Source organism: Pseudonocardia sp. P1, assembly GCF_000178675.2.
Classification (GTDB): domain Bacteria; phylum Actinomycetota; class Actinomycetes; order Mycobacteriales; family Pseudonocardiaceae; genus Pseudonocardia.
Window position 1 is genome coordinate 2,934,594 of the sequence record NZ_ADUJ02000001.1, and the last position, 26,107, is coordinate 2,960,700.

The 26,107-nt window shown below is 74.2% G+C and carries 23 protein-coding genes, 1 tRNA gene and 1 pseudogene; 9 read left to right on the top strand and 16 right to left on the bottom strand.

Annotated elements, in window-relative coordinates:
* Nucleotides 1-12 precede the first annotated feature (12 nt).
* The 6 genes from PP1_RS13185 to metG all read right to left on the bottom strand — a co-directional run bounded on the left by PP1_RS13185 (nucleotide 13) and on the right by metG (nucleotide 8,003).
* Nucleotides 13-990, bottom strand: a complete 978-nt coding sequence (locus PP1_RS13185; RefSeq protein WP_010225902.1) for a 4-(cytidine 5'-diphospho)-2-C-methyl-D-erythritol kinase — start codon at nucleotides 988-990, stop codon at nucleotides 13-15.
* Between the two features lie 673 nt (nucleotides 991-1,663).
* A complete protein-coding gene (locus PP1_RS13190) occupies nucleotides 1,664-3,205 on the bottom strand; it encodes a DHA2 family efflux MFS transporter permease subunit (RefSeq protein ID WP_249265929.1) in 1,542 nt (513 codons plus the stop codon).
* A gap of 60 nt (nucleotides 3,206-3,265) precedes the next feature.
* Nucleotides 3,266-4,144 carry a 16S rRNA (adenine(1518)-N(6)/adenine(1519)-N(6))-dimethyltransferase RsmA gene (gene rsmA / locus PP1_RS13195; protein ID WP_010225898.1) on the bottom strand — a complete coding sequence of 293 codons (879 nt, stop codon included), beginning with the start codon at nucleotides 4,142-4,144 and terminating at the stop codon, nucleotides 3,266-3,268.
* A 43-nt stretch (nucleotides 4,145-4,187) separates the two neighbouring features.
* Nucleotides 4,188-5,096 carry a resuscitation-promoting factor gene (locus tag PP1_RS13200; RefSeq protein ID WP_010225897.1) on the bottom strand — a complete coding sequence of 303 codons (909 nt, stop codon included), beginning with the start codon at nucleotides 5,094-5,096 and terminating at the stop codon, nucleotides 4,188-4,190.
* A gap of 265 nt (nucleotides 5,097-5,361) precedes the next feature.
* Nucleotides 5,362-6,216, bottom strand: a complete 855-nt coding sequence (locus PP1_RS13205; RefSeq protein ID WP_010225895.1) for a TatD family hydrolase — start codon at nucleotides 6,214-6,216, stop codon at nucleotides 5,362-5,364.
* Nucleotides 6,213-8,003, bottom strand: a complete 1,791-nt coding sequence (gene metG / locus PP1_RS13210; RefSeq protein WP_010225893.1) for a methionine--tRNA ligase — start codon at nucleotides 8,001-8,003, stop codon at nucleotides 6,213-6,215. The genes PP1_RS13205 and metG overlap by 4 nt, the downstream gene beginning before the upstream one ends.
* Nucleotides 8,004-8,127: 124 nt before the next feature.
* Between metG and PP1_RS13215 the strand changes: the two genes are divergently transcribed.
* On the top strand, nucleotides 8,128-8,688 hold the full coding sequence (locus PP1_RS13215; RefSeq protein WP_139323760.1) for a hypothetical protein: 561 nt from the start codon (nucleotides 8,128-8,130) through the stop codon (nucleotides 8,686-8,688).
* 21 nt (nucleotides 8,689-8,709) lie between these two features.
* Here PP1_RS13215 and PP1_RS13220 read toward each other — a convergent pair whose 3' ends face one another.
* Both PP1_RS13220 and zwf read right to left on the bottom strand, forming a co-directional pair.
* Nucleotides 8,710-10,560 carry a glycoside hydrolase family 15 protein gene (locus PP1_RS13220; RefSeq protein ID WP_010225889.1) on the bottom strand — a complete coding sequence of 617 codons (1,851 nt, stop codon included), beginning with the start codon at nucleotides 10,558-10,560 and terminating at the stop codon, nucleotides 8,710-8,712.
* Nucleotides 10,542-11,963, bottom strand: a complete 1,422-nt coding sequence (gene zwf, locus PP1_RS13225; RefSeq protein ID WP_010225887.1) for a glucose-6-phosphate dehydrogenase — start codon at nucleotides 11,961-11,963, stop codon at nucleotides 10,542-10,544. Before zwf ends, PP1_RS13220 begins: the two co-directional genes overlap by 19 nt.
* Before the next feature lie 77 nt (nucleotides 11,964-12,040).
* On the opposite strand from zwf, the gene PP1_RS13230 reads away from it, so the two are divergent.
* On the top strand, nucleotides 12,041-12,523 hold the full coding sequence (locus tag PP1_RS13230) for a cation:proton antiporter regulatory subunit (RefSeq protein ID WP_010225885.1): 483 nt from the start codon (nucleotides 12,041-12,043) through the stop codon (nucleotides 12,521-12,523).
* Between the two features lie 6 nt (nucleotides 12,524-12,529).
* Nucleotides 12,530-13,717, top strand: a complete 1,188-nt coding sequence (locus PP1_RS13235; protein WP_010225883.1) for a cation:proton antiporter — start codon at nucleotides 12,530-12,532, stop codon at nucleotides 13,715-13,717.
* A gap of 327 nt (nucleotides 13,718-14,044) precedes the next feature.
* Here PP1_RS13235 and rsmI read toward each other — a convergent pair whose 3' ends face one another.
* Nucleotides 14,045-14,935 (bottom strand): 16S rRNA (cytidine(1402)-2'-O)-methyltransferase, encoded by an 891-nt coding sequence (gene rsmI, locus PP1_RS13240; protein WP_050802236.1) that lies wholly within the window; start codon nucleotides 14,933-14,935, stop codon nucleotides 14,045-14,047.
* A gap of 25 nt (nucleotides 14,936-14,960) precedes the next feature.
* Between rsmI and PP1_RS13245 the strand changes: the two genes are divergently transcribed.
* From PP1_RS13245 to PP1_RS13260, 4 genes are all read left to right on the top strand, one after another.
* Entirely contained in the window at nucleotides 14,961-16,556 is a 1,596-nt protein-coding gene (locus tag PP1_RS13245; protein WP_010225879.1) for a dolichyl-phosphate-mannose--protein mannosyltransferase, read from the top strand.
* Entirely contained in the window at nucleotides 16,547-17,956 is a 1,410-nt protein-coding gene (locus tag PP1_RS13250) for a phytoene desaturase family protein (protein WP_010225877.1), read from the top strand. The genes PP1_RS13245 and PP1_RS13250 overlap by 10 nt, the downstream gene beginning before the upstream one ends.
* A 63-nt stretch (nucleotides 17,957-18,019) precedes the next feature.
* Nucleotides 18,020-18,604: a copper resistance CopC family protein gene (locus PP1_RS13255; RefSeq protein WP_060574020.1), complete on the top strand. Its 585-nt coding sequence runs from the start codon at nucleotides 18,020-18,022 to the stop codon at nucleotides 18,602-18,604.
* Nucleotides 18,535-19,572 (top strand): CopD family protein, encoded by a 1,038-nt coding sequence (locus PP1_RS13260; protein WP_075313951.1) that lies wholly within the window; start codon nucleotides 18,535-18,537, stop codon nucleotides 19,570-19,572. Before PP1_RS13255 ends, PP1_RS13260 begins: the two co-directional genes overlap by 70 nt.
* A 24-nt stretch (nucleotides 19,573-19,596) precedes the next feature.
* On the opposite strand, the gene PP1_RS13265 is transcribed toward PP1_RS13260, so the two are convergent.
* The 6 genes from PP1_RS13265 to PP1_RS13290 form a co-directional block, all read right to left on the bottom strand.
* Nucleotides 19,597-20,229 (bottom strand): DUF5701 family protein, encoded by a 633-nt coding sequence (locus tag PP1_RS13265; protein WP_010236777.1) that lies wholly within the window; start codon nucleotides 20,227-20,229, stop codon nucleotides 19,597-19,599.
* 129 nt (nucleotides 20,230-20,358) lie between these two features.
* Nucleotides 20,359-20,434 (bottom strand) — tRNA-Ala (locus PP1_RS13270).
* Nucleotides 20,435-20,478: 44 nt separating this feature from the next.
* Nucleotides 20,479-21,849, bottom strand: a complete 1,371-nt coding sequence (gene sepX, locus PP1_RS13275) for a divisome protein SepX/GlpR (protein ID WP_010236773.1) — start codon at nucleotides 21,847-21,849, stop codon at nucleotides 20,479-20,481.
* A 209-nt stretch (nucleotides 21,850-22,058) separates the two neighbouring features.
* Nucleotides 22,059-22,721 (bottom strand): GNAT family N-acetyltransferase, encoded by a 663-nt coding sequence (locus PP1_RS13280; RefSeq protein WP_029239787.1) that lies wholly within the window; start codon nucleotides 22,719-22,721, stop codon nucleotides 22,059-22,061.
* Nucleotides 22,722-22,726: 5 nt separating this feature from the next.
* Complete coding sequence (gene glp, locus PP1_RS13285) at nucleotides 22,727-23,947, bottom strand: molybdotransferase-like divisome protein Glp (protein ID WP_082399152.1); 1,221 nt, start codon at nucleotides 23,945-23,947, stop codon at nucleotides 22,727-22,729.
* A gap of 2 nt (nucleotides 23,948-23,949) precedes the next feature.
* The gene (locus PP1_RS13290; RefSeq protein ID WP_010236148.1) at nucleotides 23,950-24,852 is read right to left on the bottom strand and encodes a UTP--glucose-1-phosphate uridylyltransferase; all 903 of its coding nucleotides are present in this window, start codon (nucleotides 24,850-24,852) and stop codon (nucleotides 23,950-23,952) included.
* A gap of 61 nt (nucleotides 24,853-24,913) precedes the next feature.
* Here PP1_RS13290 and PP1_RS13295 point away from each other — a divergent pair, with 61 nt between their 5' ends.
* Both PP1_RS13295 and PP1_RS13300 read left to right on the top strand, forming a co-directional pair.
* On the top strand, nucleotides 24,914-25,537 hold the full coding sequence (locus tag PP1_RS13295; RefSeq protein ID WP_050802477.1) for a 5-formyltetrahydrofolate cyclo-ligase: 624 nt from the start codon (nucleotides 24,914-24,916) through the stop codon (nucleotides 25,535-25,537).
* 37 nt (nucleotides 25,538-25,574) lie between these two features.
* Nucleotides 25,575-25,781: pseudogene (locus PP1_RS13300) on the top strand (FmdB family zinc ribbon protein); the annotation flags it as partial.
* 14 nt (nucleotides 25,782-25,795) lie between these two features.
* Here PP1_RS13300 and PP1_RS13305 read toward each other — a convergent pair.
* Nucleotides 25,796-26,107 (bottom strand): hypothetical protein, encoded by a 312-nt coding sequence (locus PP1_RS13305; protein WP_029239772.1) that lies wholly within the window; start codon nucleotides 26,105-26,107, stop codon nucleotides 25,796-25,798.

A 26,107-nucleotide genomic window follows, 5' to 3' on the forward strand; every position in this document is an offset into this window, starting at 1 on the left:
TCTCTTGGTCCGTCATGCGCGTGCCGGGGGCCAGGCGCCCGAGGACGCCGGTCCGCCGCGCTCGGGCGGGGGTTCGTTCTCGTCGACGACGCGGGCGCCGCCGACCGGTCCGTGGGCGACCCGGACGGTGCGGCACACGCCCATCCCGGCCAGCTCCGTGGCGACCTCGACGGCCGCGTCGGCGTCGGCGCAGAGGAACGCGCACGTCGGCCCGGACCCGGACACCAGCCCGGCCAGCGCGCCCGCGTTGACCCCGGCGCGCAACGTGCGGCGAAGGTCGGGCGCCATGGAGACCGCGGCGGCCTGCAGGTCGTTGCCCAGGTTCAGCGCGAGCCGGTTGGGGTCTCCCGAGGAGAGCGCCTCGAGCACCGGCTCGACCGGACGCTCGGTGATCTCGCCGTCGCCGCGCAGCCGGTCGAGCTCGCCGAACACCGCCGGTGTGGACAGCCCACCCCGCGCCAGCGCGATCACCCAGTGCAGGCGGTGCCGGGCCAGCACCGGGATGATCCGCTCACCGCGCCCGGTACCGAGCGCGGTGCCGCCGTGCAGCCCGAACGTGACGTCCGATCCCAGCTCGGCGGCCAGCGTGGACAGCTCGTCGCGGCCCAGCTCCATCCGCCACAGCGCGGCGAGCGCGACGAGCGCCCCGGCCGCGTCGGCGGAGCCGCCCGCCATCCCGCCGGCGACCGGGATGCCCTTGCGCAGGGTGACCCGCACGTCCGGGTCGCGGTCGGCCTTCTGCGCCAGCAGCTCGACGGCCCGCCAGGCCAGGTTGGTGGCGTCCAGCGGGACCTCGGCGACGCCGTCGCCGTGCACCTCCAGTGCCGGCTCGTCGGCGGGCTGCACCGACACCTCGTCGAAGAGGCTCACCGCGTGGAAGACGGTCACGAGGTCGTGGAAGCCGTCCGGCCGCACCCCGCCGACGGCGAGGTGCAGGTTGATCTTCGCGGGGACCCGGACGGTGACCGGTCGCGGAACGGCGGACAGCACCGTTCAACCCTACGGGCCGGGACCCGGACCTGCCGTCGCCCGTCCCGATGCGTGGGCGGGCTCACCAGCGCTCCGGGCGCCACGCCGGGGTGCCCGGACCGGCTCGGCCCGGCCCGGCTCGGCTCGGCTCGGCTCGGCTCGGCTCGGCTCGGCTCGGCTCGGCTCGGCTCGGCTCGGCTCGGAGGCATAACGGGGCGGCACCACCGCCGCGGCGACGCCGGCTGTCCGTCCGGCCGGGGAGGGGTTCCGGAAAGTCGCTGCGTGAGGAAGCGATTCGGCAGAAGAGGAAGGTCACCGCGACGGCCGCACCGCGTCCCGGCGTCCCGGCGTCCCGGCGTCCCGGCATCCGACGTCCGCGTCCCGGCATCCCGGCATCCCGACGTCCGCGTCCCGGCGTTCCGACGTCCGGTGTCCGGTGTCCGGTGCCGGAGTCCCGACGCCGCGTCGGCTCCGTCTGCCCGCCGGGTCGGAGTGGGGTTCCGGAAAATCGCTGCCTGGGGAAGCGATCCGGCAGAAGGCACGGTGGCCGCGACGGCCGCACCGGTCTTCGCGTCCCGACATGCGGACGTCCGCATCCCGGTGCCCCGGTGTCCCGGTGTCCCGGTGTCCCGGTGTCCCGGTGTCCCGGTGTCCCGGTGTCCCGGTGTCCCGGTGTCCCGGTGTCCCGGCCGGATCATCCGCCCGGCGACTCCCTCGGTGCGGACGACGCGGCGGCCGCGGGCTCGCCGGCGCCGGGGCGCTGCGCGAGCAGGTGGCGGGGCGTCGTGAAGCAGGCCACGGCGACCAGCCCGACCACGAGGACGCCTGCGGGCAGCAGCACCGACTGCGCCATCGCCACGGCGAACGGCTCCCGCACCGCCTCGGGGAGCGGACCACCGGCGACGGCCGTCTCCGGCGAGCCCCCGGACCCGCCGCCGGCCCCGGGGACCAGGGCGGCGATGCGGGCCTCCATCAGCACCGCGATCCCGGCGCTGCCCAGCACCGCGCCGACCTGCCGGGTGGCGTTGTAGATCCCCGACCCCGACCCGGCCTGGTCCATCGGCAGGTTCCGGGTGGCGCTCGTCGAGATCGGCGCCCACACGCACGAGTTGGAGATGCCGAGCAGCGCGATCGGCAGCACCAGCTGCCAGACCGGGGTGTCCGGGCCCATCGCCAGCGCGAGCCACAGCAGCCCGGCGACGAACGTCGCCATCCCGAACCCGCCGATCAACCGCGGATGGATCCGGTCGGTGAGCCGCCCGGTCCACGGCGCGAGCCCGCCGGACAGGATCGCCAGCGGCGCCAGCAGCAGCGCCGCCTCGGTGGGGGTGAACCCGCGCACGCTCTGCGCGTAGATCATCAGCGGGAAACCCTGCGCGGTGATCGCGAAGCCGACGGTGCAGATCGCGATGTTGGCCAGCGAGAAGTTCCGGTCCCGGAACAGCTGGAGCGCGACGAGCGGCTCGGACCGCGTCCGGGACTGCCACCACACGAACACGACGAGGATCCCGGCGCCGACGAGGATGGACGTCCACACCAGCGGGCTCCAGTCGTACTTCTGGCCCTCCTGGATCCCGAACACCAGCAGGAACATCCCGGCCGCGGACAGCACGACGCCGACCAGGTCGAACCGTCGCCGGGAGGTCGGCAGCGACGGCACCAGCCGCCACACGGCGACGAACGCGACGACGCCGAACGGCACGTTGACGAAGAAGATCCACTCCCAGCCGAGACCGCCGACCAGCAGCCCGCCGAGGATCGGCCCGGCCAGCGTCGCGACCCCGGCGACGGCACCCCACAGGCTCATCGCCCGGCCACGCTGGGCCGCCGGGAACGTGCGGGTGATCACCGACATCGTCTGCGGGGTCATCAGCGAGGCGCCGAGGCCCTGCGCGACCCGCGCGACGATCAGGCCGCCGACGGTCGTCGTGAGCCCGCACCACAGCGACGCGAGCGTGAACACCGCGAGCCCGGCCAGGTACACGTGCTTCGGGCCGAACCGGTCCCCGAGCCGGCCGGTGATCAGGAGCGGGACGGCGTAGGCCAGCAGGTAGGCGCTGGTCACCCAGATCACCGAGTTGACGTCCGCGCCGAACGCGGCCAGGAGTGCCGGCGTCGCGACGGTCACGATCGTCGCGTCGACCAGGATCATGAAGAACCCGATGACCAGGGCCCACAACGCCGGCCACGGGCTCGTCCCGTCCGTGCCGACCACTCGCCCGCTCGCCCGTGTCACCCCGACATGATGCGGCCCGCCGCGTCCGTCGCTCCGGTCACCCCCACGTACCGGTGCGGGTCAGCGGTACGCGGCGACGGCGGCGAAGTCGGTCACCGACAGGCGCTCGGCGCGCGTGGTCGGGTCGATCCCGGCCGCCCGCAACGCGGTCTCGGCCGCCGCCGGGGATCCCGCCCAGCCGGCGAGTGCCCCGCGCAGGGCCTTGCGGCGCTGGGCGAACGCAGCCTCGATCACCGCGAAGGTCGCGGCCCGGTCCGCACCGGACGGCGGGTCGTGCCGGGTGAAGGCGAGCAGTCCGGAGTCGACACCGGGAACCGGCCAGAACACCGCCCGCGGGACGGGACCGGCGCGGCGGGCGTCGGCGTACCAGGCGAGCTTGGCGCTGGGGGCGCCGTACTGCCGGGAGCCGGGGCCGGCGGCGAGCCGGTCGGCGACCTCGGCCTGCACCATGACCAGCCCGCGCTCGAGGCTCGGCAGCTCGGCGAGCAGGTGCAGGATCACCGGGACCGCGACGTTGTACGGCAGGTTCGCCACGATCGCGGTGGGATCCGCAGGCCGGGCCCCGCCCGCGTCGGCGGCGAGCTCGGCGGCGGAGACCCGCATCGCGTCGGCGCCGGTGACGGTGAGCCGGTCGGCGAGACCGGGTGCCCGCTCGGCGACCGTCTCCGGGAGCAGCTCCGCGAGCACCGGGTCGATCTCGATCACGTGCACGCGGGCGGCCACCGGGAGCAGCGCCAGGGTCAGCGACCCGAGCCCGGGCCCGACCTCGAGCACGACGTCGTCGGCGCCCACACCGGCCGACTTCACGATCCGGCGGACGGTGTTCGCGTCGTGCACGAAGTTCTGGCCGAGCTTCTTGGTGGGTCGCAGCCCGAGCCGGTCGGCCAGCACCCGGACGTCGGCGGGGCCCAGCAGCCGGGCGGTCCCGTTCTCGCTCACGCGCCCATTCTCGCCGGGACGGCGGACGGGCGGCCCGCCGGGATCAGCTCAGGCCGAGCTTGGACGAGCAGGACGGCCAGGCGCTGTAGCCGCCGCGGTCGTCCTTCACCTTCTCGGCGACCGAGATCTGCTCCTCGCGGCTGGCCTTGTCCGCGGTCGGGGCGTACTGGTCGCCGCCGTAGGACTGCCAGGTCTGCTTGTCGAACTGCAGGCCGCCCTGGTAGCCGTTGCCGGTGTTGGTCGACCAGTCGCCGCCGGACTCGCACTTCGCGAGCTTGTCCCAGGTGGCGCCGTTCGAGACGGCGGGCGCGGCGGACTTGGCCTTCTCGACGATCTCCTCGGCCTTCTTCTTGGTGCCGACCTTCACGACCCGCGGCGTGGCCGGGGTGTCCTGGCCGGCACCGATCCGGTCCCGGGCGACCTCGCGGCCCTTGTCGTAGGTGACCCGCCAGATCACGCTGCGCTCGCCCTCACGGCCCGGGTCGACGACGGTGCGGGTGCCCTCCTCCAGGGAGGGGTCCTGCACCTCCTGCTCGGGGACCGGGAGCTTCTGCGACTCGACGATCTGGGCGTCGACGATGTCCGCCCCGGAGGTCGGCGCCGCGACCGGCGCGAACGACGTCGACGGGGATGCCTGGCGCTCCAGCGACATCGACGCGGTGCCGAGGTCGGTCGCGTTCGAGGCGAGGTCGGCGCGCAGCGACTGTGTCGCGTCGCCCGGCTCCGGCGCCATCACGGCGACGGCCAGGCCCGCGGTCGGCACCGAGAACAGCGCGGCCGCGGCGACGGTGCGGACGCCCGTCTTCGACGGTCCGCCGCGGTGCCTGCCCTCGTAGCTGACGTACCCGGCCTCGTCGCCGGAGAGCCCGGCGGGTGCGGCGGCACCACCGGACAGGGGAAGGGGACGCGTGACGTCGTCGTCGGGGGTCGGAACAACGCTGCGCTCGAACATGACTTCCCGTGGGCTCGGCTGTCCGGGACAAGGCCATGACCTGCGGAGACGACGACCGGCGCGGTACCGGGGAGCGGAACCTCTGCTGGGGAGCGGACCGGTCGTCGTCCCGCGGGTCGGGGGAGCGACCCCGTCCCGGCGGGTACGGCCGACGACGTTAGCGGACCGTGACCGGACCGAGGCCATCGGACACGGGACCGGCGACGAGCGGCCCGTGATCGACGCCGAGTGACGAGGACCCCGACCGCCGCTGCGATGGGCGGTGTTATTCGGTTGCGTCCAGCCGAAAGATCCGTTCGGCGTTGCGTCGTGCCGACTCGGCGACCCGGGCTTCCGTCTCCCCGCGGGTCGCCGCGATCCCGCGGACGGTCCACGGCAGGACGTACGGCTCGTTCGCCCGCCCGCGGTGCGGGTGCGGGGTGAGGAACGGGGCGTCGGTCTCCACCAGGTACCGGTCGTCGGGCACGAGCGCCGCCGCGGCGCGCAGCTCGTCGTTGCGCTTGAAGGTGACGGGCCCCGCGAACGACAGGACGTACCCGGCGTCGACGCACTCGCGGGCCATCGCCGCGTCGCCGGAGAAGCAGTGGAAGACGACGTCGTCGGGGGCGCCCTCCTCGCGGAGGATCCGCAGGACGTCGTCGTGCGCGTCCCGGTCGTGGATCATCAGCGGCTTGCCGGTGCGCTTGGCGAGGCCGATGTGCCAGCGGAAGGCGTCCTGCTGGGCCGACGGCGGCGCGTGGTCCCAGTAGTAGTCCAGGCCGGTCTCGCCGATCGCGACCACCCGGTCGTCGGCGGCGAGCCGCTCGATCTCGGCGAGATCGGCGCCGGACACCGACGCCGTACGGGTGGGGTGCAGCGCCACCGCCGCCCACACCCGGTCGTCGGCGTGCGCCGCCCCGACCGCCCAGCGGGCCGCGACGAGGTCGTCGGCGATCGTCACCACCCCGGCGACACCGGTCGTCGCCGCCCGGTCCAGTGCGGCGACGACGTCGGCGTCGGTCTCGCAGCCGCACGCGTCGAGGTGCGTGTGCGAGTCGATCGTCGGTGCCGCGAGCGGCTCCGGCGGATCCGGGCGGGGACGGCGGCCGTGCGGGCCCTGGGTCTCCGACGGCGCGCTCACTGCTGGATCGGTGCCCACTCCGGACCGGTCTCCCCCAGTTCCGGCGGGAGCTTGGCGAAGATCGGCGTCGGCTTGGCCAGCGGACGGCCGACCTCGACCGGGGTGGACCCCCAGTGCGCCTGCTCGGCCGCGTAGTCCCCGGTCAGGACCGGGTACGACGGCCCGTCGCCGAGGTCGTCGACCTCCTGGCGCTCCGGCTGCGCGGCCCACACCCCGGCACCACCCAGCGCCTCGTGCACCTTCTGGGCCGAGTGCGGCAGGAACGGGGTGAGCAGGGTGTTGGCGTCCTGCACGACCTGCAGTGCCGTGTGCAGGATCGTGTCCCGGCGCTCCGGGTCGTCCTTGCGCTTCCACGGCTCCTGGTCGGACAGGTACCGGTTCGCCGCGGTGACGACCCGCATCGCCTCGCCGGCGGCCTGCTTGAACCGGTTCCGGGCGAGCAGCCCGCCGACCGTGTCGAACCCGGCCCGCGAGACCGCGAGCAGCTCGGCGTCGGCCTGCTGCGGGGCCGTCGGCGCCGGGATCGCACCGACGTTCTTGTGCGCCATCGAGACCGACCGGTTGACGAGGTTGCCCCACTCGTTGGCCAGCTCGAAGTTCACCCGGCGGACGAACTCGTCCCAGGTGAAGTCGACGTCCTGGTTCTCCGGACCGGCGACGGCGATGTGGTACCGCAGCGCGTCCGGCCCGAACTCGCGGAGGAAGTCGCCGACGTAGATCACGGTGCCGCGCGAGGTGGAGAACTTGGAGCCGAGCATCGTCAGGTACTCCGAGGACACGACCTCGCTGGGCAGGTCGAGCTTCCCGTAGCGCCCCGGGTCGCCCCCGCGGTCGCCCTGCCCGTTGTGCCCGAGCAGGATCGCCGGCCACATCACCGAGTGGAACGTGATGTTGTCCTTGCCCATGAAGTAGAAGGCCTGGGCCTCGGGGTCGGTCCACCACTGCTTCCAGGCGTCCGGGTCGGGACCGCGGCGGGCCCACTCGACCGACGCGGACAGGTAGCCGATGACGGCGTCGAACCAGACGTAGATCTTCTTCATCGGGTTGTCCGACCAGCCGTCCAGCGGCACCGGGACGCCCCACTCCAGGTCCCGCGTGATCGCCCGCGGCTTCAGGTTCTCGGCCAGGTTCGCCGAGAACTTCAGCACGTTCGGCCGCCAGTCGGTGCGGGTCGACAGCCACGACCCGAGCGCCTCGGAGAACGCGGGCAGGTCGAGGAAGAAGTGCTCCGTCTCGACGAACGACGGGGTCTCCCCGTTGATCTTCGAGCGGGGGTTCTTGAGGTCGGCCGGGTCGAGCTGGTTGCCGCAGTTGTCGCACTGGTCACCACGGGCGCCGTCGTAGCCGCAGATCGGGCAGGTGCCCTCGATGTAGCGGTCCGGCAGGGTGCGCCCGGTCGACGGGCTGATCGCGGCGAGCTGGGTCCGCGGCACGATGTAGCCGTTCTTGTACAGCGCCGTGAACATGTGCTGCACGACCTCGTAGTGGTTCGAGGTCGTGGTGCGGGTGAACAGGTCGTAGCTCAGGCCGAGGCCCTGCAGGTCCCGGGTGATCACGTCGTTGTACTTGTCGGCCAGCTGCCGCGGGGTGAGCCCCTCGGCGTCGGCCTGCACCTGGATCGGTGTGCCGTGCTCGTCGGTGCCGGAGACCATCAGCACCCGGTCCCCCGCCATCCGCCGGTACCGGGCGAAGACGTCGGAGGGCACACCGAACCCGGACACGTGGCCGATGTGCCGGGGGCCGTTGGCGTAGGGCCACGCCACGGCGGTCAGCACGGCTTTGCTCATGCCCTCCAGCGTATTCACCGGGGCCACCGCCTTCCGCGGCGGCACGGCCCGGCGGTGTGTCCGACCGTGTGTGTCCGCTGTGGAAACGGCCCCGCACCGGACCCGCGGTGCCATGATGACGGTCATGGACCGTGCCGAACAGGACCGCGAGGGACTCCTCGACGCGGCCCTCCAGCAGTGGGTGGACGGCGGCTGGCCCGCCGTCGACCCGGTCGCCGCGGCCGCGCGGGCGGGGCTGCCCGGGACGGCCGCCGCGGAGTTCCCGACCGGCGCCGACCTGGTGTGCGCGGTGTTCGACGCGATCGTGGACGAGCGCGCCGCGGCCATGCTGCAGGCGGCGGCGTCCGCCCCGACCCCCGTCGACCGGTTCCGGGCCGTGATGGCGGCGATGCTCGACGACGTCGCCCGCGACCCGCGACGGGTCGTCGTGCTGGCCGACGCGTTCGGGTGCCCGCCGCTGGTCGCCCGGCGGCGCAGCGCGAACCGCGGGTTCGGCGAGCTGATGGCCGCGCAGCCGATCGACACCCGGGTCGGGCCCGACGACCTCCGCCTGGCCGGGCACTTCGTGATGGGCGGGATCGCCGAGATCGTCCTCGCCTGGCTCGACCCGGCCAGCCCGGTGGACCGGGAGCGGGCCGTCGACCACGGGGCGCGGCTGATGGAGGCGTGCGCCACCGCGCACTGAGCGCTCCCGCCCTTCCGGCCGTCAGCCCAGCGCGCGGTCGAGGTTGATCGCGGAGCTGATCAGCGACAGGTGGGTGAAGGCCTGCGGGAAGTTGCCCAGCTGCTCCCCGGTCAGTCCGATCTCCTCGGCGTAGAGCCCCAGGTGGTTGCCGTAGGAGAACATCTTCTCCAGCGCGATCCGGGCGTGCTCGAGCCGTCCGGCGCGGGTCATCGCCTCGACGTTCCAGAACGAGCACATCGAGAACGTGCCCTCCTCCCCCTCGAGACCGTCCGGGGAGTCCTCGACGTCGTAGCGGAACACCAGGGTGTCGACGACGAGGGTGTCGTTGATCGCGTCCAGGGTCGCGGCGAACCTCGGCTCGGTCGGGGCGCAGAACTTGACCATCGGCATGAGCAGCACCGAGGCGTCCAGCGTGGTGGCGCCGTAGCGCTGGACGAACGAGCCGCGCGGGCCGACGTCCGGGTCCCAGCCCCGGTCCATGATCTGGTGGTAGATCTCGTCCCGGGTCGTGGTCCACGCCCCGACGTCGCCGGGGAGCCCGCGCCGCCGCGCCATCCGGATCATCCGCTCGACCGCGACCCAGCACATGAGCCGGGAGAACACGTGGTCCTGGCGGCCGGCACGGGTCTCCCAGATGCCCTCGTCGGGGGCGTCCCAGTGCCCGCGGAGCCACTCGAGGATCGCGCAGAGGTTCGTCCAGTCCTCGTGCCCGACGCCCCGGCCGTGCTTGTCGTAGAGGTAGACCGAGTCGATGATCTCGCCGTAGATGTCGAGCTGGAGCTGCCCGGCGGCGCCGTTGCCGCACAGCACCGGGCGGGACCCGCGGTAGCCCTCCAGGTGGTCGAGCTCGATCTCGGCGGGGACGTCGTCGCCGTCGATCGTGTACATCACGCGGAGCGGTCCCTGGGCGCCGTCCTCGGGCTCCACGAACCGGTCGGTGAGCCAGTCGATGAACGCCCCCGCCTCCTCGGTGAACCCGAGCCTCAGCAGGGCGTAGAGGGTGAAGGCCGCGTCGCGCATCCAGACGTAGCGGTAGTCCCAGTTCCGCTCCCCGCCGAGCTGCTCGGGCAACGCCATCGTCGGTGACGCGATCACGGCGCCGGTCGGTTCGTGGGTGAGCATCTTGAGGGTGAGCGCGGAGCGGTGCACCCGCTCCCGCCACCGTCCCGTGTACGACGACCGCTTCAGCCAGTCCTTCCAGAACGCGACGGTGCCCTCGAACAGGTCGTCGGCGCCGTCGTCGCAGGGGTCGGGTCCGTCGCCGTCGACCTCCAGGACGAAGACCTCGGTACGGCCCTCCCGGGTGTCGAACTCGGCCCGCGCGGCGTGGTCGACGACCGACAGCTCGACCGTCGAGGTCAGGTCCAGCACGATCCGGCTGCCGGTGAACCGGATCCCGGCGCCGCCCGTCACGACCTCCGGCACCTCGCGGGCGTAGTCCGGGCGCGGGACGACGTCGACGACCATCGGCACCGATCCCCGCACCCCGGTCACCCGGCGGACGAGGCGCTGCCGGTGGCCTGCGTCGTGCGGGGCCAGCAGCACCAGGAAGTCCTGCACCTCGACGATGCCGTCCGCGGTGAGGAAGCGGGTGATCAGGATGTTCGAGTCGGGGTAGTAGAACTGCTGCTGGGTGGTCAGCTCGGTGTCGTCGGTCCGCGGCGCGAGGCCCCAGTGCCCGCCGGAGCCGGCGTCGAGCAGCGAGGCGAACACGCTCGGCTCGTCGAACCGGCCGGGACAGAACCAGTCGACGGTGCCGTCCGTGCCGACCAGTGCCGCGGTGCGCAGGTCGCCGATGATCCCGTGCTCGGCGATCGGCAGGTAGCCGGTGCCGCCCGGGCCGCCCGCGCCGCTCACCCGGACACCCGCCATCCGCGCGGGCCCGGGAGGTCCAGCGCGTCCTGCGGGCCCCAGGAGCCGCGCGGGTACTCCTGCACCGGAGGCGGGTCGGCGAGCACCGGGTCACAGAGCTCCCACAACCGCTCCACCTCCTCGGTCGTGGTGAACAGCGTGCGGTCGCCCTTCATCACGTCGAGCAGCAGCCGTTCGTAGGCCTCCAGCGAGACATCGTCCGGGAAGGAGCCGGCGAGGTCCAGGCACATCCGGCCGCGGCCGACCCGCAGCTCGGGACCGGGGACCTTCGCGCGGACGTCGAGCTCGACGCTCGGCTCGTCGGCCAGCTCCAGGACGAGCTCGGTCGGCGGGCCGTCCGACGCGTCGCCCGTGAAGGAGCCGCCCGGGAACATCGTCAGGGCGGGCTCGTCGAAGCCGATCGTCACGGTGCGGCGGGTCGCACCCATCGCCTTGCCGGTGCGCAGCAGGAACGGGACGCCGAACCAGCGCCAGTCGTCGACGTGCACCTCCAGCGCGACGAACGTCTCGACCCGGGAGTCGCCGGCGACGCCGTCCTCGTCGCGGTAGCCGGCGTACTGGCCGAACACCACGCGGGACGGGTCCAGCGGCCGGATCGAGCGGAAGACCTTCGCCTTCTCGTCGTGCAGGGCGTCCGGCGAGATCTCGTACGGCGGTTCCAGCGCGACGAAGCCGAGGATCTGGAACAGGTGCGTGGAGATCATGTCCCGGAACGTGCCGGTGGACTCCATGAACGACGCCCGGCCCTCGATCCCGATCTCCTCCGGGACGTCGATCTGCACGTAGCGGATGTTCTGCCGGTTCCAGACCGGTTCGAACAGGCCGTTGGCGAAGCGGAGGGCGAGGATGTTCTGCACCGACTCCTTGCCGAGGAAGTGGTCGATCCGGAACACGTCGCGCTCGTCGTAGACCTGCTCCAGGCCGGCGTGCAGCTCGCGGGCCGAGGCCAGGTCGGTGCCGAAGGGCTTCTCCAGCACCAGCCGGGACCGCTCGGCGATCCCGGTCCGGCCGAGCATTGCGACCATCGGGGTCATCGCCGCGGGCGGGACCGACAGGTAGACCAGCCGCCGGACGTCGGCGTCCCCCGGCCCGCGCAGGTCGTCCTCGGCCCGGCGGACGGCGTCGGCCAGGTCGGAGCCGTCGTCGGCATCGTCGGCGTCGGAGACGACGAAGTTCAGCCGGGGTGCGAGGTCCTCCCAGCCGGTGGTGTCGCCGAGTGCGTCCCGGATCCGGTCGCGGAACTCGTCGTCGGTGCCGGGTGAGTGCCGCCCGGAGCCGATCACGCGGAAGTCCTCGGGGAGCAGGCCCGCGTTCTGCAGGTGCAGCAGCCCCGGGAAGAGCTTGCGCCGCGCGAGGTCGCCGGTGGCGCCGAAGAGCACGATGACGTGCGGGGGCAGAGCCATGACGGGTCGTACCCCCGTGAACGGGGGTCGAACCGGCCCGCTTCGCCACACCGTGTCCGCGGCGTACCGTTGCACGGGTGAACGTCGATGTCACTCCGCTGCCCGGGATCGGGGTACGCAAGGAGATCGAGCTGCGCAACGGGCGCAGGGTCGGGGTCATCACGCACCGCGACGGGAAGATCGACCTGATCCTCTCCCGCGCGGACGACCCGGACGCCTGCGTCGCCGAGCTGCCGCTGACCACGGAGGAGGCCGGTGCGCTGGCGAACCTGCTCGGCGCACCGCAGCTGGTCAACCAGCTCAACGACGAGCACGCGGACCTGCCGGGCATCACCACCCGCAAGCTGCCGATCAAGCACAACAGCCCGTACGACGCGCGCCCGCTGGGCGACACCGCGCTGCGCACCCGCACCCAGGTGTCGGTGGTCGCGGTGATGCGCGCCGGACAGGTCCTCCCCTCCCCGACCCCGGACTTCGTGCTCGCCGCCGGCGACATCGTGATCGCGGTCGGGACCACGGAGAAGCTCGAACAGGCCGCCGACGTCCTCGCGCGCGGCTGAGCCGCCTTGGACCACACCGCACTCGAACTCCTCGAGCTCGGCGCCGTCTTCTTCGGTCTCGGCCTGCTCGGCAGGCTCGCGCAGAAGATCGGTCTGTCGCCCATCCCGCTGTACCTGGTCGGCGGGCTCGCCTTCGGTTCCGGCGGGATCTTCCCGCTGGGCGACATCGGTGACTTCACCTCGCTGGCCGGTGAGGTCGGCGTCGTCCTGCTGCTGTTGCTGCTGGGACTGGAGTACTCCGCCGCCGAGCTCGTCACGGGACTGAAACGGTCCTGGACGGCGGGACTCGTCGACATCGTGCTCAACGCCGCGCCGGGCGTCGCGGTGGCGCTGATCCTCGGCTGGGGGCCGGTCGGCGCGATGGTGCTCGGCGGCGTCACGTACATCTCGTCGTCCGGGATCGTCGCGAAGGTGCTGTCCGACCTGGGACGGCTGGGCAACCGGGAGACCCCGGTGATCCTCTCGGTGCTGGTGTTCGAGGACCTGGTGATGGCCCTCTACCTGCCGATCCTGACGGCGCTGCTGCTCGGGGTGACGCTGTGGGGCGGGATCAGCGCGGTCACGATCTCGCTGGTCGTCATCGCCGTCGTCCTGGTCGTCGCGCTGCGCTACGGCCGCTACGTCTCGGCGATCGTCGACTCCGACGACCGCGAGGTCTTCCTCCTCAAGGTCCTCGGCGCTGCGTTGCTCGTGGCCGGGTTCGCCCAGGCCATGCAGGTCTCGGCGGCCGTCGGGGCGTTCCTTCTCGGGATCGCGATCTCCGGGTCGACCGCGGAGAACGCGACGAAGCTCCTGGAACCGCTGCGCGACCTGTTCGCCGCCGTGTTCTTCGTGGTGTTCGGCCTGACGACGGACCCGCGGGCGATCCCTCCGGTGCTGGGCTGGGCTCTGGTGCTGGCCGTGTCGACCACCGCCACCAAGTACGCGACGGGCTGGTGGGCCGCCCGCCGGGCCCGGATCGGCCGGATGGGCCGCGCCCGCGCCGGGGCCGCGCTGGTCGCGCGCGGCGAGTTCTCGATCGTCATCGCCGGCCTGGCCGTCGGCTACGCCGCGGTCCCCGCCGAACTCTCCGCGCTGGCGACGGCCTACGTGCTGATCATGGCCGTGCTGGGGCCGATCGCGGCGCGCTACGTCGAGCCGGTCGTGCGCGCGATCCCGGTCCGGGCCCGCGCGACGGAGAAGGCGAACGCCTGAGCGGACGGCGCAGCGGGTTCCGGCGCAGCGGATTCCGGCGCTCGCTCCCGGCGCCCGGCTTCCGGGCCGCTGGTGGGTCCGCCACCGCGAAGGCCCGGGACACCCCTTCCAGGAAATCGCTGCTTCAGGCAGCGATTCGACAGGCAGGTACGGGCCCGGGTCGGCGAGCGCACATCGCAGCCGTCCTTCGACGGCGCTCGCACGCCTGCACCGTCCACGACATCGCTTCCTGAGGCAGCGATTCCACAGAGAGCGATTCCGCAGAAGGGGGCACGGCCGTGCGGCACGACGACCGCGGCAGCCTCGCCCGGACCGGCAGGTGACGGCTCAGCCGCGCGCCGCGAGCGTCGCGTTGTACAGCTCCCGCTTCGGCACCCCGGCGGCCTCGGCGACCGCGGCGACGGCGTCCTTCAGCCGCTCGCCGTCGTCGGTGCGCTCCTGGACCGCGTCGACCAGCGACTCGACCGGCGGGGCCTCGCGGGCCTCCGCGCCGGCCAGGACGATCGTCACCTCACCCAGGACGTCGCCCTCCGCCGCCCACGCGGCGAGCGAGGCGAGCGTCCCGCGCTTCACCTGCTCGTAGGTCTTGGTCAGCTCCCGGCACACCGCGGCGCGGCGGTCGGGCCCCAGCACGGCGACGGCGTCGGCGAGGGTGTCGGCGGTCCGGCGCGGCGACTCGAAGAAGACCGCGGCGCGGCGCTCGTCGCGCAGGGTCTCCAGCCAGCGCCTCCGGTCACCGGAGCGCCGCGGGGGGAAGCCGTCGAAGCAGAACCGCTCGCAGGGCAGCCCGGACAGGACCAGCGCCGTCGTCACCGCCGACGGACCGGGGACGCAGGTGACGGGAAGGTCCTCGGCGGCGGCCGCGGCGACCAGCCGGTAGCCGGGATCGGACACCGCGGGCATCCCGGCGTCGGACACCACCAGCACGGTCGCGCCGTCCCGGACCGCGGCGAGCAGGCCGGGGAGCCGCTCGGTCTCGACGGCGTCGTAGTGGCTGACGATCCGGCCGACGTAGGTGACCTCCAGTGACGCGGCGAGCGTCCGGAAGCGGCGGGTGTCCTCGGCGGCGATGACGTCCGCGGTGCCGATCAGCTCACGCAGCCGCGGTGAGGCGTCCCGCGGGTCGCCGAGCGGGGTCGCGGCCAGGACGAGGCGTCCGGGCGTCGTCGCTGGGGAGGCGACGGACGCCCCGGGACCGGAGGCAGCGGCGGGCGACACGGGGACCAGCCTACGATCGACGGCGATGCCCACCTCGACCGCCGACCCCGGGAGCAGGGTCGCCGGAGCGGGTCCGGAGCCCGGTCTGACGCCGCACGGCACTCCCCCGCCGCTGCGGCGGGCCGATCCCGGTCCGGGAGCCCGGCTCGGTGTCCCGCCTCCGACCGATCGGCTGTACGGGTGGCTGGTGACGGCGGGCGTCGTGCTGATCGCGGCTCTGCTCCGGTTCTACGACCTGGGCGAGCCGACCGACCGTGGCACCCCGGTGTTCGACGAGAAGCACTACGTCCCGCAGGCCTGGGAGATGGTCCGGAACGGCGGCGTCGAGAACAACCCGGGCTACGAGAAGATCGTCCACCCGCCGCTGGCCAAGCAGCTGATCGCGCTCGGGCAGCTGGTCTTCGGCTACGACGGCGTCGGCTGGCGGGTCTCGGCCGCGCTGGCCGGGGTGCTGACCGTCCTGCTGGTCGTCCGGATCGGGCGGCGGCTGACCCGGTCGACGGCGCTCGGCGGCCTCGCCGGCCTGCTGCTCGTCGCCGACGGCCTGTCCCACGTGCAGTCCCGGATGGGGATGCTCGACGCGTTCTCCGCGGTCTTCGTGGTCGCCGCGTTCGCGGCGCTGCTCTGCGACCGGGACGACGTCCGCGCCCGGATGGCCCGGGTGATCGCCGAGGGACGTGTCGGTGACCACCCGTTCGGCCCGCGCTGGGGGGTGCGCTGGTGGCGGCTGGTCGCCGGCGTCTGCCTCGGGCTCGCCTGCGCGGTGAAGTGGAACGGCTCGTACTACGTGGCCGCGTTCGGCGTGCTGTGCGTGCTCTGGGACGTCTCGCTGCGGCGGCGGGCCGGGGTGGCGCGCCCGTGGGCCGGTACGGCGGCCCGCGACCTCGCGCCCGCGCTCTGGGCCCTCGCGCTGGTCCCGATCCTCACCTACGTCGGTTCCTGGTGGGCCTGGTTCGGCAGCGAGACCGGGATCGACCGGCACCAGGTCGGACGCGAGATCGGCACCGGCGGCATGTGGTCCTGGATGCCGGACGCGGTGCGGTCGCTCTGGTACTACCACGGTCAGGCGCTGGCGTTCCACGAGAACCTGACGACCAGCTCCGCGGGACGGCACCCGTGGGAGTCGAAGCCGTGGACGTGGCCGATGGGGCTGCGCCCGATGCTCTACCGCTACTCCGACTCGGCGACCGGCTGCGGGGAGTCCGAGTGCGTGTCGGCGGTGATGCTGATCGGGACACCCGCCCTGTGGTGGCCGGCGATCCCCGTGCTGCTGTGGGGCCTGTGGCGGGCCGTGACGCGGGCCGACTGGCGCTGGATCGCGGTGCTCGTCGGCTACGGCGCCGGGTTCCTGCCCTGGTTCCTGAACCTCGACCGGCAGATGTACTTCTTCTACATGATGCCGGTGGTGCCGTTCCTGGTGCTGGGGGTCGTGCTGGTGATGGGCCGGATGCTGGGGCACGCCGGCGAGTCCGAACGACGACGGCGGACCGGCCGGCTCGTCGTCGCCGGGTGGCTCGCGCTGATCCTGGTGAACTTCGTGTGGCTGTGGCCGATCCTGGTCGGCGACCCGATCACCCAGGCGCACTGGCAGGCCGAGCTCTGGCTGCCGTCGTGGCGCTAGACGCGGTCGTCGTCGGGTCGGGGCCGAACGGTCTCGCCGCCGCGATCACGCTGGCCAGGGCCGGACGCGCGGTGCGGGTGTACGAGGCGGCCGACGAGCCGGGCGGGGGGCTGCGCAGCACCCACCGCGACGGGTGGACGCACGACGTCTGCTCCACGGTGCAGGCGCTCGCGATGGTCTCGCCGTTCTTCCGGACCCTCGACCTGGACGGGCTCGGGGTGCGGATGCGGTACCCGGAGATCGCGTTCGCGCATCCGCTCGACGGCGGTCGCGCCGCGCTGGCCCACCGCTCCGTCGCGTCGACCGCCGCCGGGCTGGGCGAGGACGGCCGCGCGTGGGAACGGCTGCTCGGTCCCCTCGTACGCGACCACGAGCAACTGTGGCCGGAGATGCTCGGGTCCCTGCGCCGGGTGCCGCGCCACCCGGTGACGCTGGCCCGGTTCGGGCTGCCCGGCCTGCTCGGGGTGCGTGACCTGGGCCGTGCCGCGTTCCGCACCGACGAGGCCCGCGCCCTCCTCGCGGGGGCGGGCGCGCACACGATCCGCCGCCTCGACGCCCCGCTGACCTCGGCGTTCGCGCTGGCGCTCGTCGTCGCCGCGCATGCAGCCGACTGGCCGGTCGTCGAGGGCGGGTCCGGGGTGCTCGCCGACGCGATGGTCCGGGAGCTGCGGCGGCTCGGCGGCGAGGTCGAGACGGGGCACCGGATCGGCTCGCTCGCCGAGCTGCCGGCCCGGGACCTGACGCTGCTCGACGTCACCCCGTTCCAGTTCCTGGCGATGGCGGACCTCCCGGCCGGGTACGCCCGCTCGCTGCGCCGGCACCGGTACGGACCGGGCGTCTGCAAGGTGGACTTCGAGCTGTCCGGGCCGGTGCCGTGGACGAACCCGGACTGCCGCCGCGCCGGGACGCTGCACCTCGGCGGCACCCTCGACGAGATCGCCCGCTCGGAGGCCGACGCCGAGGCCGGCCGGCACCCGGACGCGCCCTACGTGCTCGCGGTGCAGGCCTGCGTCGCCGACCCCACCCGGGCGCCGGCCGGGAAGCACACGCTGTGGAGCTACTGCCACGTCCCGAACGGGTCGGACCGGGACATGACCGCGGCGATCGAGCGGCAGGTCGAGCGGTTCGCCCCCGGCTTCCGGGACCTGGTCGAACGCCGCACCGTGCGCACGGCCACCGATCTGCACCACGACGACGAGAACTACGTCGGCGGCGCGATCAACGGGGCCATGGCCGGCCTGTTCTCGGCCGTGCTCGGCCCGGTCCCCCGCTGGTCGCGGTACGCGACACCGCTGGACGGGGTGTACCTCTGCTCCGCGTCGACGCCACCGGGCGGCGGGGTACACGGCATGTCCGGCCACCTCGCCGCGACCGAGGCGCTCGCCCGCGCGGGCCGGTGAGAGTGAGCCCATGAATCTCGGCACCACGGGAACCGGACCGGCGTCCACGACGACCGCTACGGGGTGAGCCCCCTACTCCCCACCCTCCGGCGCGCCGCGGTCGTGCTGCCCGCCGTGCTGCTCGCCGTCGTCCTCGGCGCCGCACCGGCCTGGGCGCACACCGAGCTCGAGTCCAGCACCCCGGCCGCCGACGCGCAGGTGGCCGACGCCCCGACGACGGTGACGCTGACGTTCTCCGAGGAGATCCCCGCCGACGAGGCGACCGTGACGGTCCGCGGCCCGGACGGCGCCGCGTACGCCGCCGGCCCCGCCACCGGCGACGGCGCCACCCTCACGGTGCCGCTGCGCCCGCTCGGACCGGCCGGCGCCTACACCGTCGACTACCGGGTCGTCTCCGACGACGGCCACCCGGTCGCCGGGACCGTTCCCTTCACCCTGACCCGGCCGGGCCCCGGCGCCGCGGCCACCACCCCCGCCCCGGCCGCCGCGCCGGGCGCGGAGGCACCGGGCTCCCCCGCCCCGGAGGCGTCCGCGGCACCCGCCGCGGCAGAGTCGGGAGACGGGGCGCCGGTCTGGCCGTGGATCCTCGCCGCCGTCGTCGTGATCGGCGGCGGTGCGGTCGTCGCGTTGCGCCGGGCGAAGAGCTGACCTCCGCCGACGTCCCCGCTCCCGGGGAGGCCGGGCCCGCCCGGGAGCCCCGTGCCGGGCCCGCCGCCTGGTGCGCGGTCGCGGCGGGCGCCGCGGTCCTCACGGCCGGCGTCACCGGCGGGATCGGACCGGACGGCGTCCCGCTCGACGTCGCCCGCACCCTGGTACGGACGGCGGCCGACCTCGCCGCGCTGACCGTCGCCGGGGCGGCACTCGCCGCGCTCCTCGCCCCCGGCCGCGCACCCGGCGCCGACCGGGTGCTCGCGGCCGCCGTGCCGGCCTGGCTCGCCGTGCTGCTGGTCGAGGCGGTGGTGCGCGGGGCGATCCTCGCGGGACGCCCGCTCGGGTCGGTGCGGATCGGCGACGTCGTCGCGTTCCTCACCGGTCCCCGGGCCGGGGCGGGGCTGCTCGCCGCCGCGGTCGCGGTGGTGCTGCTGGCCGGGGCCGTCGCGGCCCGGCCCGCCCGGCCCGGTCAGGGCGCCGGACCGCCGGCGCTGGTGCTCGTCGTCGCCGTGGCCGGTGCGGCCGCGCCCGCCGCGACCGGGCACACGGCCGCGTCACCGGCAGCCGCGCTCGCCGTGCCCGGTGTCGTGCTGCACGTGGCGGCGGCGCTGCTGTGGGTGGGAGGGCTCGGGGCGGTCCTCGTCCTGGCCCGGGACCCCGCCGTGCTGCGGGTCGCGCTGCCCCGGTTCTCCCGGCTCGCCGCGGTCTGTGTCGCGGTGCTGACGCTGTCCGGGGTGGCCGCCGCGACCGCGCGGCTGTCGTCGCCGGCCGACCTGGTCACGACGACGTACGGCGCGGTCGTCCTGACGAAGGTGGCGCTGCTCGCCGGGGCGGTCGCGCTCGGCGCCCGCACCCGTCGCCGGCTGCGGGACGGCCGGTCACCCGTCCTCACCTGGGCCGCGGTCGAGATCCTGGTGCTGGTCGCCGCGACCGGCGTCGCGGCGACCCTCACCCACACGGCCTGACCCGGGGGCGCGCCGTCCGGGTGTTCAGCGCGCCGGCGCAGGCCCCACCAGCCGCGCGGCACCGGATCCGAAGCCCAGCCAGGTGTGCCGGTTGTTCCACCAGCACCAGCCGACCTTCGGGGCGTCGCGGCGGTCCCGGCCGTCCCGCCCGGTGCCGTTCGAGATCCAGACGGCGGGGGTGCGGGCGTCGAACCGGCCGGTCGCCTTCCGCAGCCGGGAGCCGGTCGTCATGAAGCAGTGGTTGCGTTCCAGCACGTCGGGGGCCTGCAGCGCCCACTGGACGCCCTCGGTGAGGAGCATCGGGAGCCGGTCGCGGGCGGCGAACTCCACCTCCGCCTCGGCCGGCGACGCGTTCTGCAGGTCGTCGCCGCGACCGGGATCGGTGAGCAGCCAGACCGGGGCGTCCGGGACCTCGGCGGTGGGGGCGAAGTCGTCGGCGTCGGTCATGTCCTCGACGACGAAGCCGGGCCGCCCGGCACGGCGCAGCAGTGGCGCGAGCGCCGACGGCCGCAGTCCGGCGACGACGAGCAGGCCCGGACCGCCGGGCAGCGCGGCCGCCTCCTTCCGCAGCACGTCCGGGGCGAGGGGGCCGGTGGCTCCCAGCTCGATCAGCTTCTCGGCCTGGTCGGCGACGGACGGGAGGGTGGGGACGGGCACGCGGGACCTCCGGGTCGGGCGGGTCGGGCCGCCCGTCAACGCCCCTGGATGACGGCGTGTTCCCGATGCCGGAACTCTCCCGGGAACGACAAAGGCCGGACCCGATCGCCGGGTCCGGCCTGTGAGGTGTGGTGGAGCTGAGGGGAATCGAACCCCTGACCTTCTCGATGCGAACGAGACGCGCTACCAACTGCGCTACAGCCCCGCGGCCCGCCCTCTCGGGCTGACCTGGAGAACCCTAACAGACCCCTATTCGCCCACCGCGCGCCGGTGGGGGGTCAGGTCGTCCATGGTGTCCGGACGCTCCTCCTCGTCGACGTCGACCAGCGACGTCCCGTCGGGAACCGGTGGCGGCGGGGCCACCTCGAGGCGCGGCAGCGACGACTCGTGCTCGGTGGAGGCGGTGCCGTCGACGGTGCGCCGGCGCGCCGGGAGGACCCCCAGGGGCTCCCCGGTGCCGCGGACGCGGGTGGGCTCGCCGTCGTCGGCGGTCCAGTCGGTCTCGTCGTCGGCGTCGCCCGCGTCGTCGTGGTCCGCGTGCGCGGGATCGGTGTCGGGCCGCTCCTCGATCTCCGGTTCGACCTCCGGACGACGACGCGCCCCGGTCAGTCGCGCGGCCCGGCGGGCCCGGATCGACTCCTCGATCCGCACCTGGCGGCGCAGGTAGGTCAGGTAGCCGACGAGCCCGGCGCCGAGGGCGCCCGCGACCCACCAGAACACCGCGGAGACCAGGAGCGCGACGGCACCGGCGGCCAGCAGCAGCACGAGCAGCGCGAGCACGACACGCTGGCGGAACGCGTACTTGGCGTGCGCGGCCGCGGCGGCGGCCTCCGGGTCGAACCCGCCCCGGCCGGGCCGGTACCGGGTCGGGGCCTGCTCGGGGTCGTCGGTGTCGAGGTCGTCGAGATCGTCGAGGTCGTCGAGGTCGTCGGTGCGGTCGAGAGCGTCGGCGTCCTCGGGGTGGTCGAGGTCGTCGTACCCGGCCCGCTCGTCGGGATCGGCGTCGTGCTCGTCGTCCCGGTCGAGGTCGTCGACGTCGTCGTGCCTGTCGTCGTGCCTGCCGTCGTGCCGCACGTCGTCCGCGTCCTCGTCGTCGATCCCGCCGTCGGACCCGCGGTCGTCGAACCCGTCGTCCTCGAGGTCCGTGTCGGCGGGACCGGCGTCGCGGTCCGGCCGGTACCGGGCGGCCGCGCGGCCGGACCGGGGATCGCGCTCCCGGTCTTCGACCCGCCCGCCGTCCCGGCCGTCACCAGGGCCCTCGTGGACCTCGTCGACGGGACCGTCGAGGTCGTCGTCGAGGCCGTGCACGCGGCCGTCGTCGTCGATCTCGGCGTCGTAGGTGTCGTAGCTGTCGTAGGTGTCGTCGGAGTCGTGGCGGTCGTCGTCGCGGCCGCGCGGGCCCGGGACGTCGTCCCGCGCCTCGACCAGCTCGCCGACGGTGCTCGGTCGCTCCATCTGGCCCACCTCCGGGTATCGATGACGCATCGGACGTTCCAGCACCCGCCCGGACAGCAGCGCCGGACTGAGCCGGGCCACCTCCTGCTGGCGCCGCGCGACGGTCGGCACGAGGATCAGCAGCCACAGCACGACCAGACCCACGAAGATCAGAGAGCTGGGCACGGGCTGCCTCCTCCCCGACCGGCGCAGTCCACCCGGTGAACAGGCCCCGATCCCGTCCACCATGGATCACCTTAAGAGGGGAATCCGGCGGGACCCGGGTGCGACGCGCCGTCGTCCCCCGGTCGGCGGTGCGATTCCAGGGACCGGCGGGACCGGTGTGACTCCGGTGGGTCACCGTGCGCACAGCCTTGACTACGGAGCGTGGCAGTTCAGGCGCGCGCCGCGCGACCCTCCCGGATCAGCTTCCCGGCGAACCCGCCGGGCGGGGTCTCCTCCGCCGTCACGGCGAAGCCGTAGTGGTCGCGCCAGGCACCGTCGACGTCGAGGTACCGGCGCAGCAGGCCCTCCCGGCGGAACCCGAGGCGGGTCAGCACCGCGATGCTGGCCATGTTCTCCGGCCGGACGGTCGCCTCCACCCGGTGCAGCCGCACCGGCCCGAAGCAGTGGTCCAGCACCAGGGCGACGGCGGCGGTGGTGATCCCGCGCCCGCCGAGACGCGAGTCGAGCCAGTAGCCGACGTAGGCCGACAGCAGCGGCTCCCGCACGAGGTTGCCGATCATGACGTGTCCCGCGAGCGCACCGTCCACCGTGATCGCGAACGGCAGCGACAGGCCCCGCCGGCCCGCCGATCGGAGCAGGTACCAGCGGCCCGGCCACTCCACGGTGGAGTTCCGGCGGGACCAGCCGCCGTAGGTGGTGGGTTCCCACGGGCGCAGGTGGTCCTCGTCGCGCAGCCGGATCCGCGCCCAGTCCGCGCCGTCGCGCAGCCGCACCGGGCGCAGCCGGATCTCGTGGTCACGCACCCGCAGCGGCCCCAGCCGCGCCGGCCACCCGGGGTGGCTCCCGGGTGGCTCCGGGACGGGCGGAGGCACGGCGGTCAGCCGCGGCCGCGGGCCACGAGCTCGATCTGCTCGCCGACGGTCAGCTCGGTGACGTCCTCCGGCACGACGGCCAGGGCGTTGACCTCGGCCAGCACCGCGAGGAGGTGTGCACCGGAGGCGCCGAGCGGCTGGGCGAGCAGCTCGCCGCCGTCGTCGGAGCGCAGCAGCCGGCTGGGGATGTAGGACCGCCGGCCCTCCGGCGAGACGACCGGCGAGGTCAGCCGGGCGGTCCAGGTGCGGCGGACCGGCTCCTGGCCGAGCGCCAGCCGCACGAGCGGCCGCACGAACACCTCGAACAGCACCAGCGCGGTGGCCGGGTGCGACGGGAACAGGAACACCGGCACGGCGTCCGGCCCGAGCCGCCCGTAGCCCTGCGCGGAGCCGGGGTTCATCGCGATCCGGGTGTCGTCGATCCCGCCCAGGTCGGCGAGGCCGCTCTTGGCCTCGGCCGCGGTCGCCCCACCACCCGCACCGCAGACGACGACGATCTCGCTGGCCGGCAGCAGGTCCTCCACGGCACCGCGGATCTCGGTGGCGCTGCCGCCGACCGTGCGGGCCCGGTTGGTCTCGGCCCCCGCCTCGCGGGCGGCGGCGACCAGGGCGTGCGAGCAGACGTCGGCGACCTGGCCGGACGACGCCGACCTGCTCACCTCGACCATCTCGTCCCCGACCACGACGACCGAGACGCGCGGCCGCGGGTGCACCAGCAGCTTGTCCCGCCCCGCCGCGGCGAGCATCGCGACCTGCGCCGATCCGACGATGTCGCCCTCGCGCACCGCCACGTCACCGGACTGGACGTCCTCGCCGACCCGGCGGACGAACCCGGCCGACGGCACGCTGCGGTGCACCGACAGGCGGGCGGCGCCGCCGTCGGTCCAGCCCACCGGTGCGACGGCGTCGGCGAGGGTCGGCAGCGGCGCCCCGGCCGCGACGCGGACCGCCTGCCCTGGCTGCAGCCGCAGCGGCTGCCGCGAGCCCGCGGCGATCTCCCCGACGACCGGGACGGTGATCGGGGAGGCCTCGCTGGCCCCGGCGACGTCGACGCTGCGCACGGCGTAGCCGTCGATCGCGGCCTGGTCGAAGACCGGCAGCGGGCGCCCCGCGACGACCTCCTCGGCGCTGCGCAGTCCCTGCGCGTCCGCGATCGCGACCCGCACCGGCGCGGGCCGCACGGCGACGTCCAGGATGCGGCTCAGGTGCTCGATGACCGTACGCAACGTCAGTCCTTCAGGCGGTCGTTCAGCCAGCCGCGCAGGCTCTCGCCGTACTCCGGATGCCGGAGCATGTGGTCGACGTAGGCCCGCGCGTAGCCGGCGGGGTTGCCCAGGTCATGGCGGCCCCCGCGGTGCACGACCACGTGCACCGGGTGCCCCTCGGAGATCATCAGCGCGACGGCGTCGGTCAGCTGCAGCTCACCCCCGGCGCCCGGGGTGATCCGGTCCAGCGCGTCGAAGACCGCCCGGTCCAGCAGGTAGCGGCCGGCGGCGGCGAAGCTCGACGGAGCTTCGTCGGGCGCCGGCTTCTCGACCATGCCGTGGACCTGCTTGACGTCGTCGTCGTCGGTGTCGGAGACCTCGAAGACGCCGTAGGCCGAGATCTGCTCCTGCGGGACGTCGAAGGCACAGAGCACGCTGCCGCCGAGCCGCTCGCGCACCTCGGCCATCTTCCCGAGCACCCCGGTGGGCAGGACGAGATCGTCGGGCAGGAGCACCGCGACGGCCCCCTCGTCGTCGCGCAGCGCCGGCCCGGCCTGGGCGACGGCGTGCCCGAGCCCCTTCGGCTCGTACTGGTAGACCGAGTCGACCTCGAGCAGTCCGGGGGCGCGACGGACCCGTGCGGCCAGGTCGTCCTTGCCGCGACCCTCCAGGGTCTTCACCAGCTCGGCGTCCTCACGGAAGTACTCCGCGACGGACTCCTTGCCCGGCGAGGTGACGATGAGCAGCCGCTCCGCGCCCGCCTCGGCGGCCTCGGCCGCGACGAGCTCGATGCCCGGCGTGTCGACGACGGGGAGCAGCTCCTTCGGCACAGCCTTGGTGGTCGGCAGGAACCGGGTACCGAGACCGGCCGCGGGGACCACGGCGGTACGGAACGCCCCGGCCGTGCTGGAGGTCTGCGCGTTCATGGTCGGCGAGCCTAGCCACAGCACTAGGCTGTGGCGGTGACGGCTCGCGCGGAGGCCACGGATGAGATCGTCCCCTGATCAGGGTGGGCGACCCGGTGACGCCAAACGGACCCTGCGCCGCACGCTGCTGGACGCACGTGCCGCCAGGCCTCCCGGGGACCGCGCCGCGACCACCGCCGCGCTCGCCCCGCATGTGATCTCGCTCGCATCCGATCGGGGTGGTCCGGTCGCCTGCTACCTGCCGATCGGGACCGAACCCGGCGCCGCCGGACCGGACGGCGGCTCCCTCCCGGACGCGCTGCTCGCCGCCGGGTGCACGGTGTTCGTCCCGGTCGTCCCGGCGGAGCCCGGTCCGCTCGACTGGACCCGCTACACCGGCCGCCACGACCTGGTCCGCGGGTCGCTGGGTGTCGACGAACCCGCAGGCGAGCGCCTCGGCAGCGGGGCGGTCACCACCGCGGCCCTGGTCCTGGTCCCGGCGCTGGCCGTCGACCGGCGGGGGCGACGGCTGGGACGCGGCGGCGGCTACTACGACCGCACGCTGCCGCTGCTCGCACCCGGGACCCTCACCGCCGTCCCGCTGCACGACGGCGAGTTCCTCGACGAGGTGCCCGCCGAGGACCACGACGTACCGGTCGGTGCGGTGGTGCTCCCGCGGGCCGGGGTGGTGCACGTCTCCCCCTGACCGGTCGGACGGCTCGGACCCGCGCGCGAGGCCGAGTATGCTTGGCACTCGCAGTGTGGGAGTGCCAGCTGCTCGAGTGCCCGACGGCCGTCCGGAGGATGTTGTGCCGACCTACCAGTACGCATGCACGTCGTGTGACCACCGCTTCGACGCGGTGCAGGCGTTCTCCGACGACGCCCTCACGACCTGCCCGAACTGCGGCGGCAAGCTGCGCAAGGTGTTCTCCTCGGTCGGCATCGTGTTCAAGGGGAGCGGCTTCTACCGCACCGACTCCCGGTCGGGCTCGGTCAGTGGCTCCTCCGAGTCGTCGAAGGCGGACAGCACAGCGTCGTCGTCCTCGTCGTCCTCCTCGTCCTCGGACTCGTCGAGCTCCTCGAACTCCTCCGGGTCGTCGTCCGCGGCGGCGACGTCCGGTTCGGGCTCGTCGTCATCGTCCTCCTCGGCGTCCTCGTCGTCGAAGGCCGCCGGCTCCTGAGCCCGGAGTTGTCCACAAGTAGCTGAACCATCCACAGGCCCGTGAACAGGGCCGTGGAGCGCCCGTTCCCGCCCTAGCGTCGGCTCGACGACCAC

Excerpts from the sequence above, each read along its gene's own strand:
- PP1_RS13220 (WP_010225889.1), bottom strand. The coding sequence starts at position 10,560 with ATGGCGGGTGTCCGGGTGAGCGGCGCGGGCGGCCCGGGCGGCACCGGC.
- PP1_RS13215 (WP_139323760.1), top strand. The coding sequence starts at position 8,128 with ATGGACCGTGCCGAACAGGACCGCGAGGGACTCCTCGACGCGGCCCTC.
- PP1_RS13245 (WP_010225879.1), top strand. The coding sequence starts at position 14,961 with ATGCCCACCTCGACCGCCGACCCCGGGAGCAGGGTCGCCGGAGCGGGT.
- zwf (WP_010225887.1), bottom strand. The coding sequence starts at position 11,963 with ATGGCTCTGCCCCCGCACGTCATCGTGCTCTTCGGCGCCACCGGCGAC.
- PP1_RS13200 (WP_010225897.1), bottom strand. The coding sequence starts at position 5,096 with ATGTTCGAGCGCAGCGTTGTTCCGACCCCCGACGACGACGTCACGCGT.
- PP1_RS13290 (WP_010236148.1), bottom strand. The coding sequence starts at position 24,852 with ATGAACGCGCAGACCTCCAGCACGGCCGGGGCGTTCCGTACCGCCGTG.
- metG (WP_010225893.1), bottom strand. The coding sequence starts at position 8,003 with ATGAGCAAAGCCGTGCTGACCGCCGTGGCGTGGCCCTACGCCAACGGC.
- PP1_RS13295 (WP_050802477.1), top strand. The coding sequence starts at position 24,914 with ATGAGATCGTCCCCTGATCAGGGTGGGCGACCCGGTGACGCCAAACGG.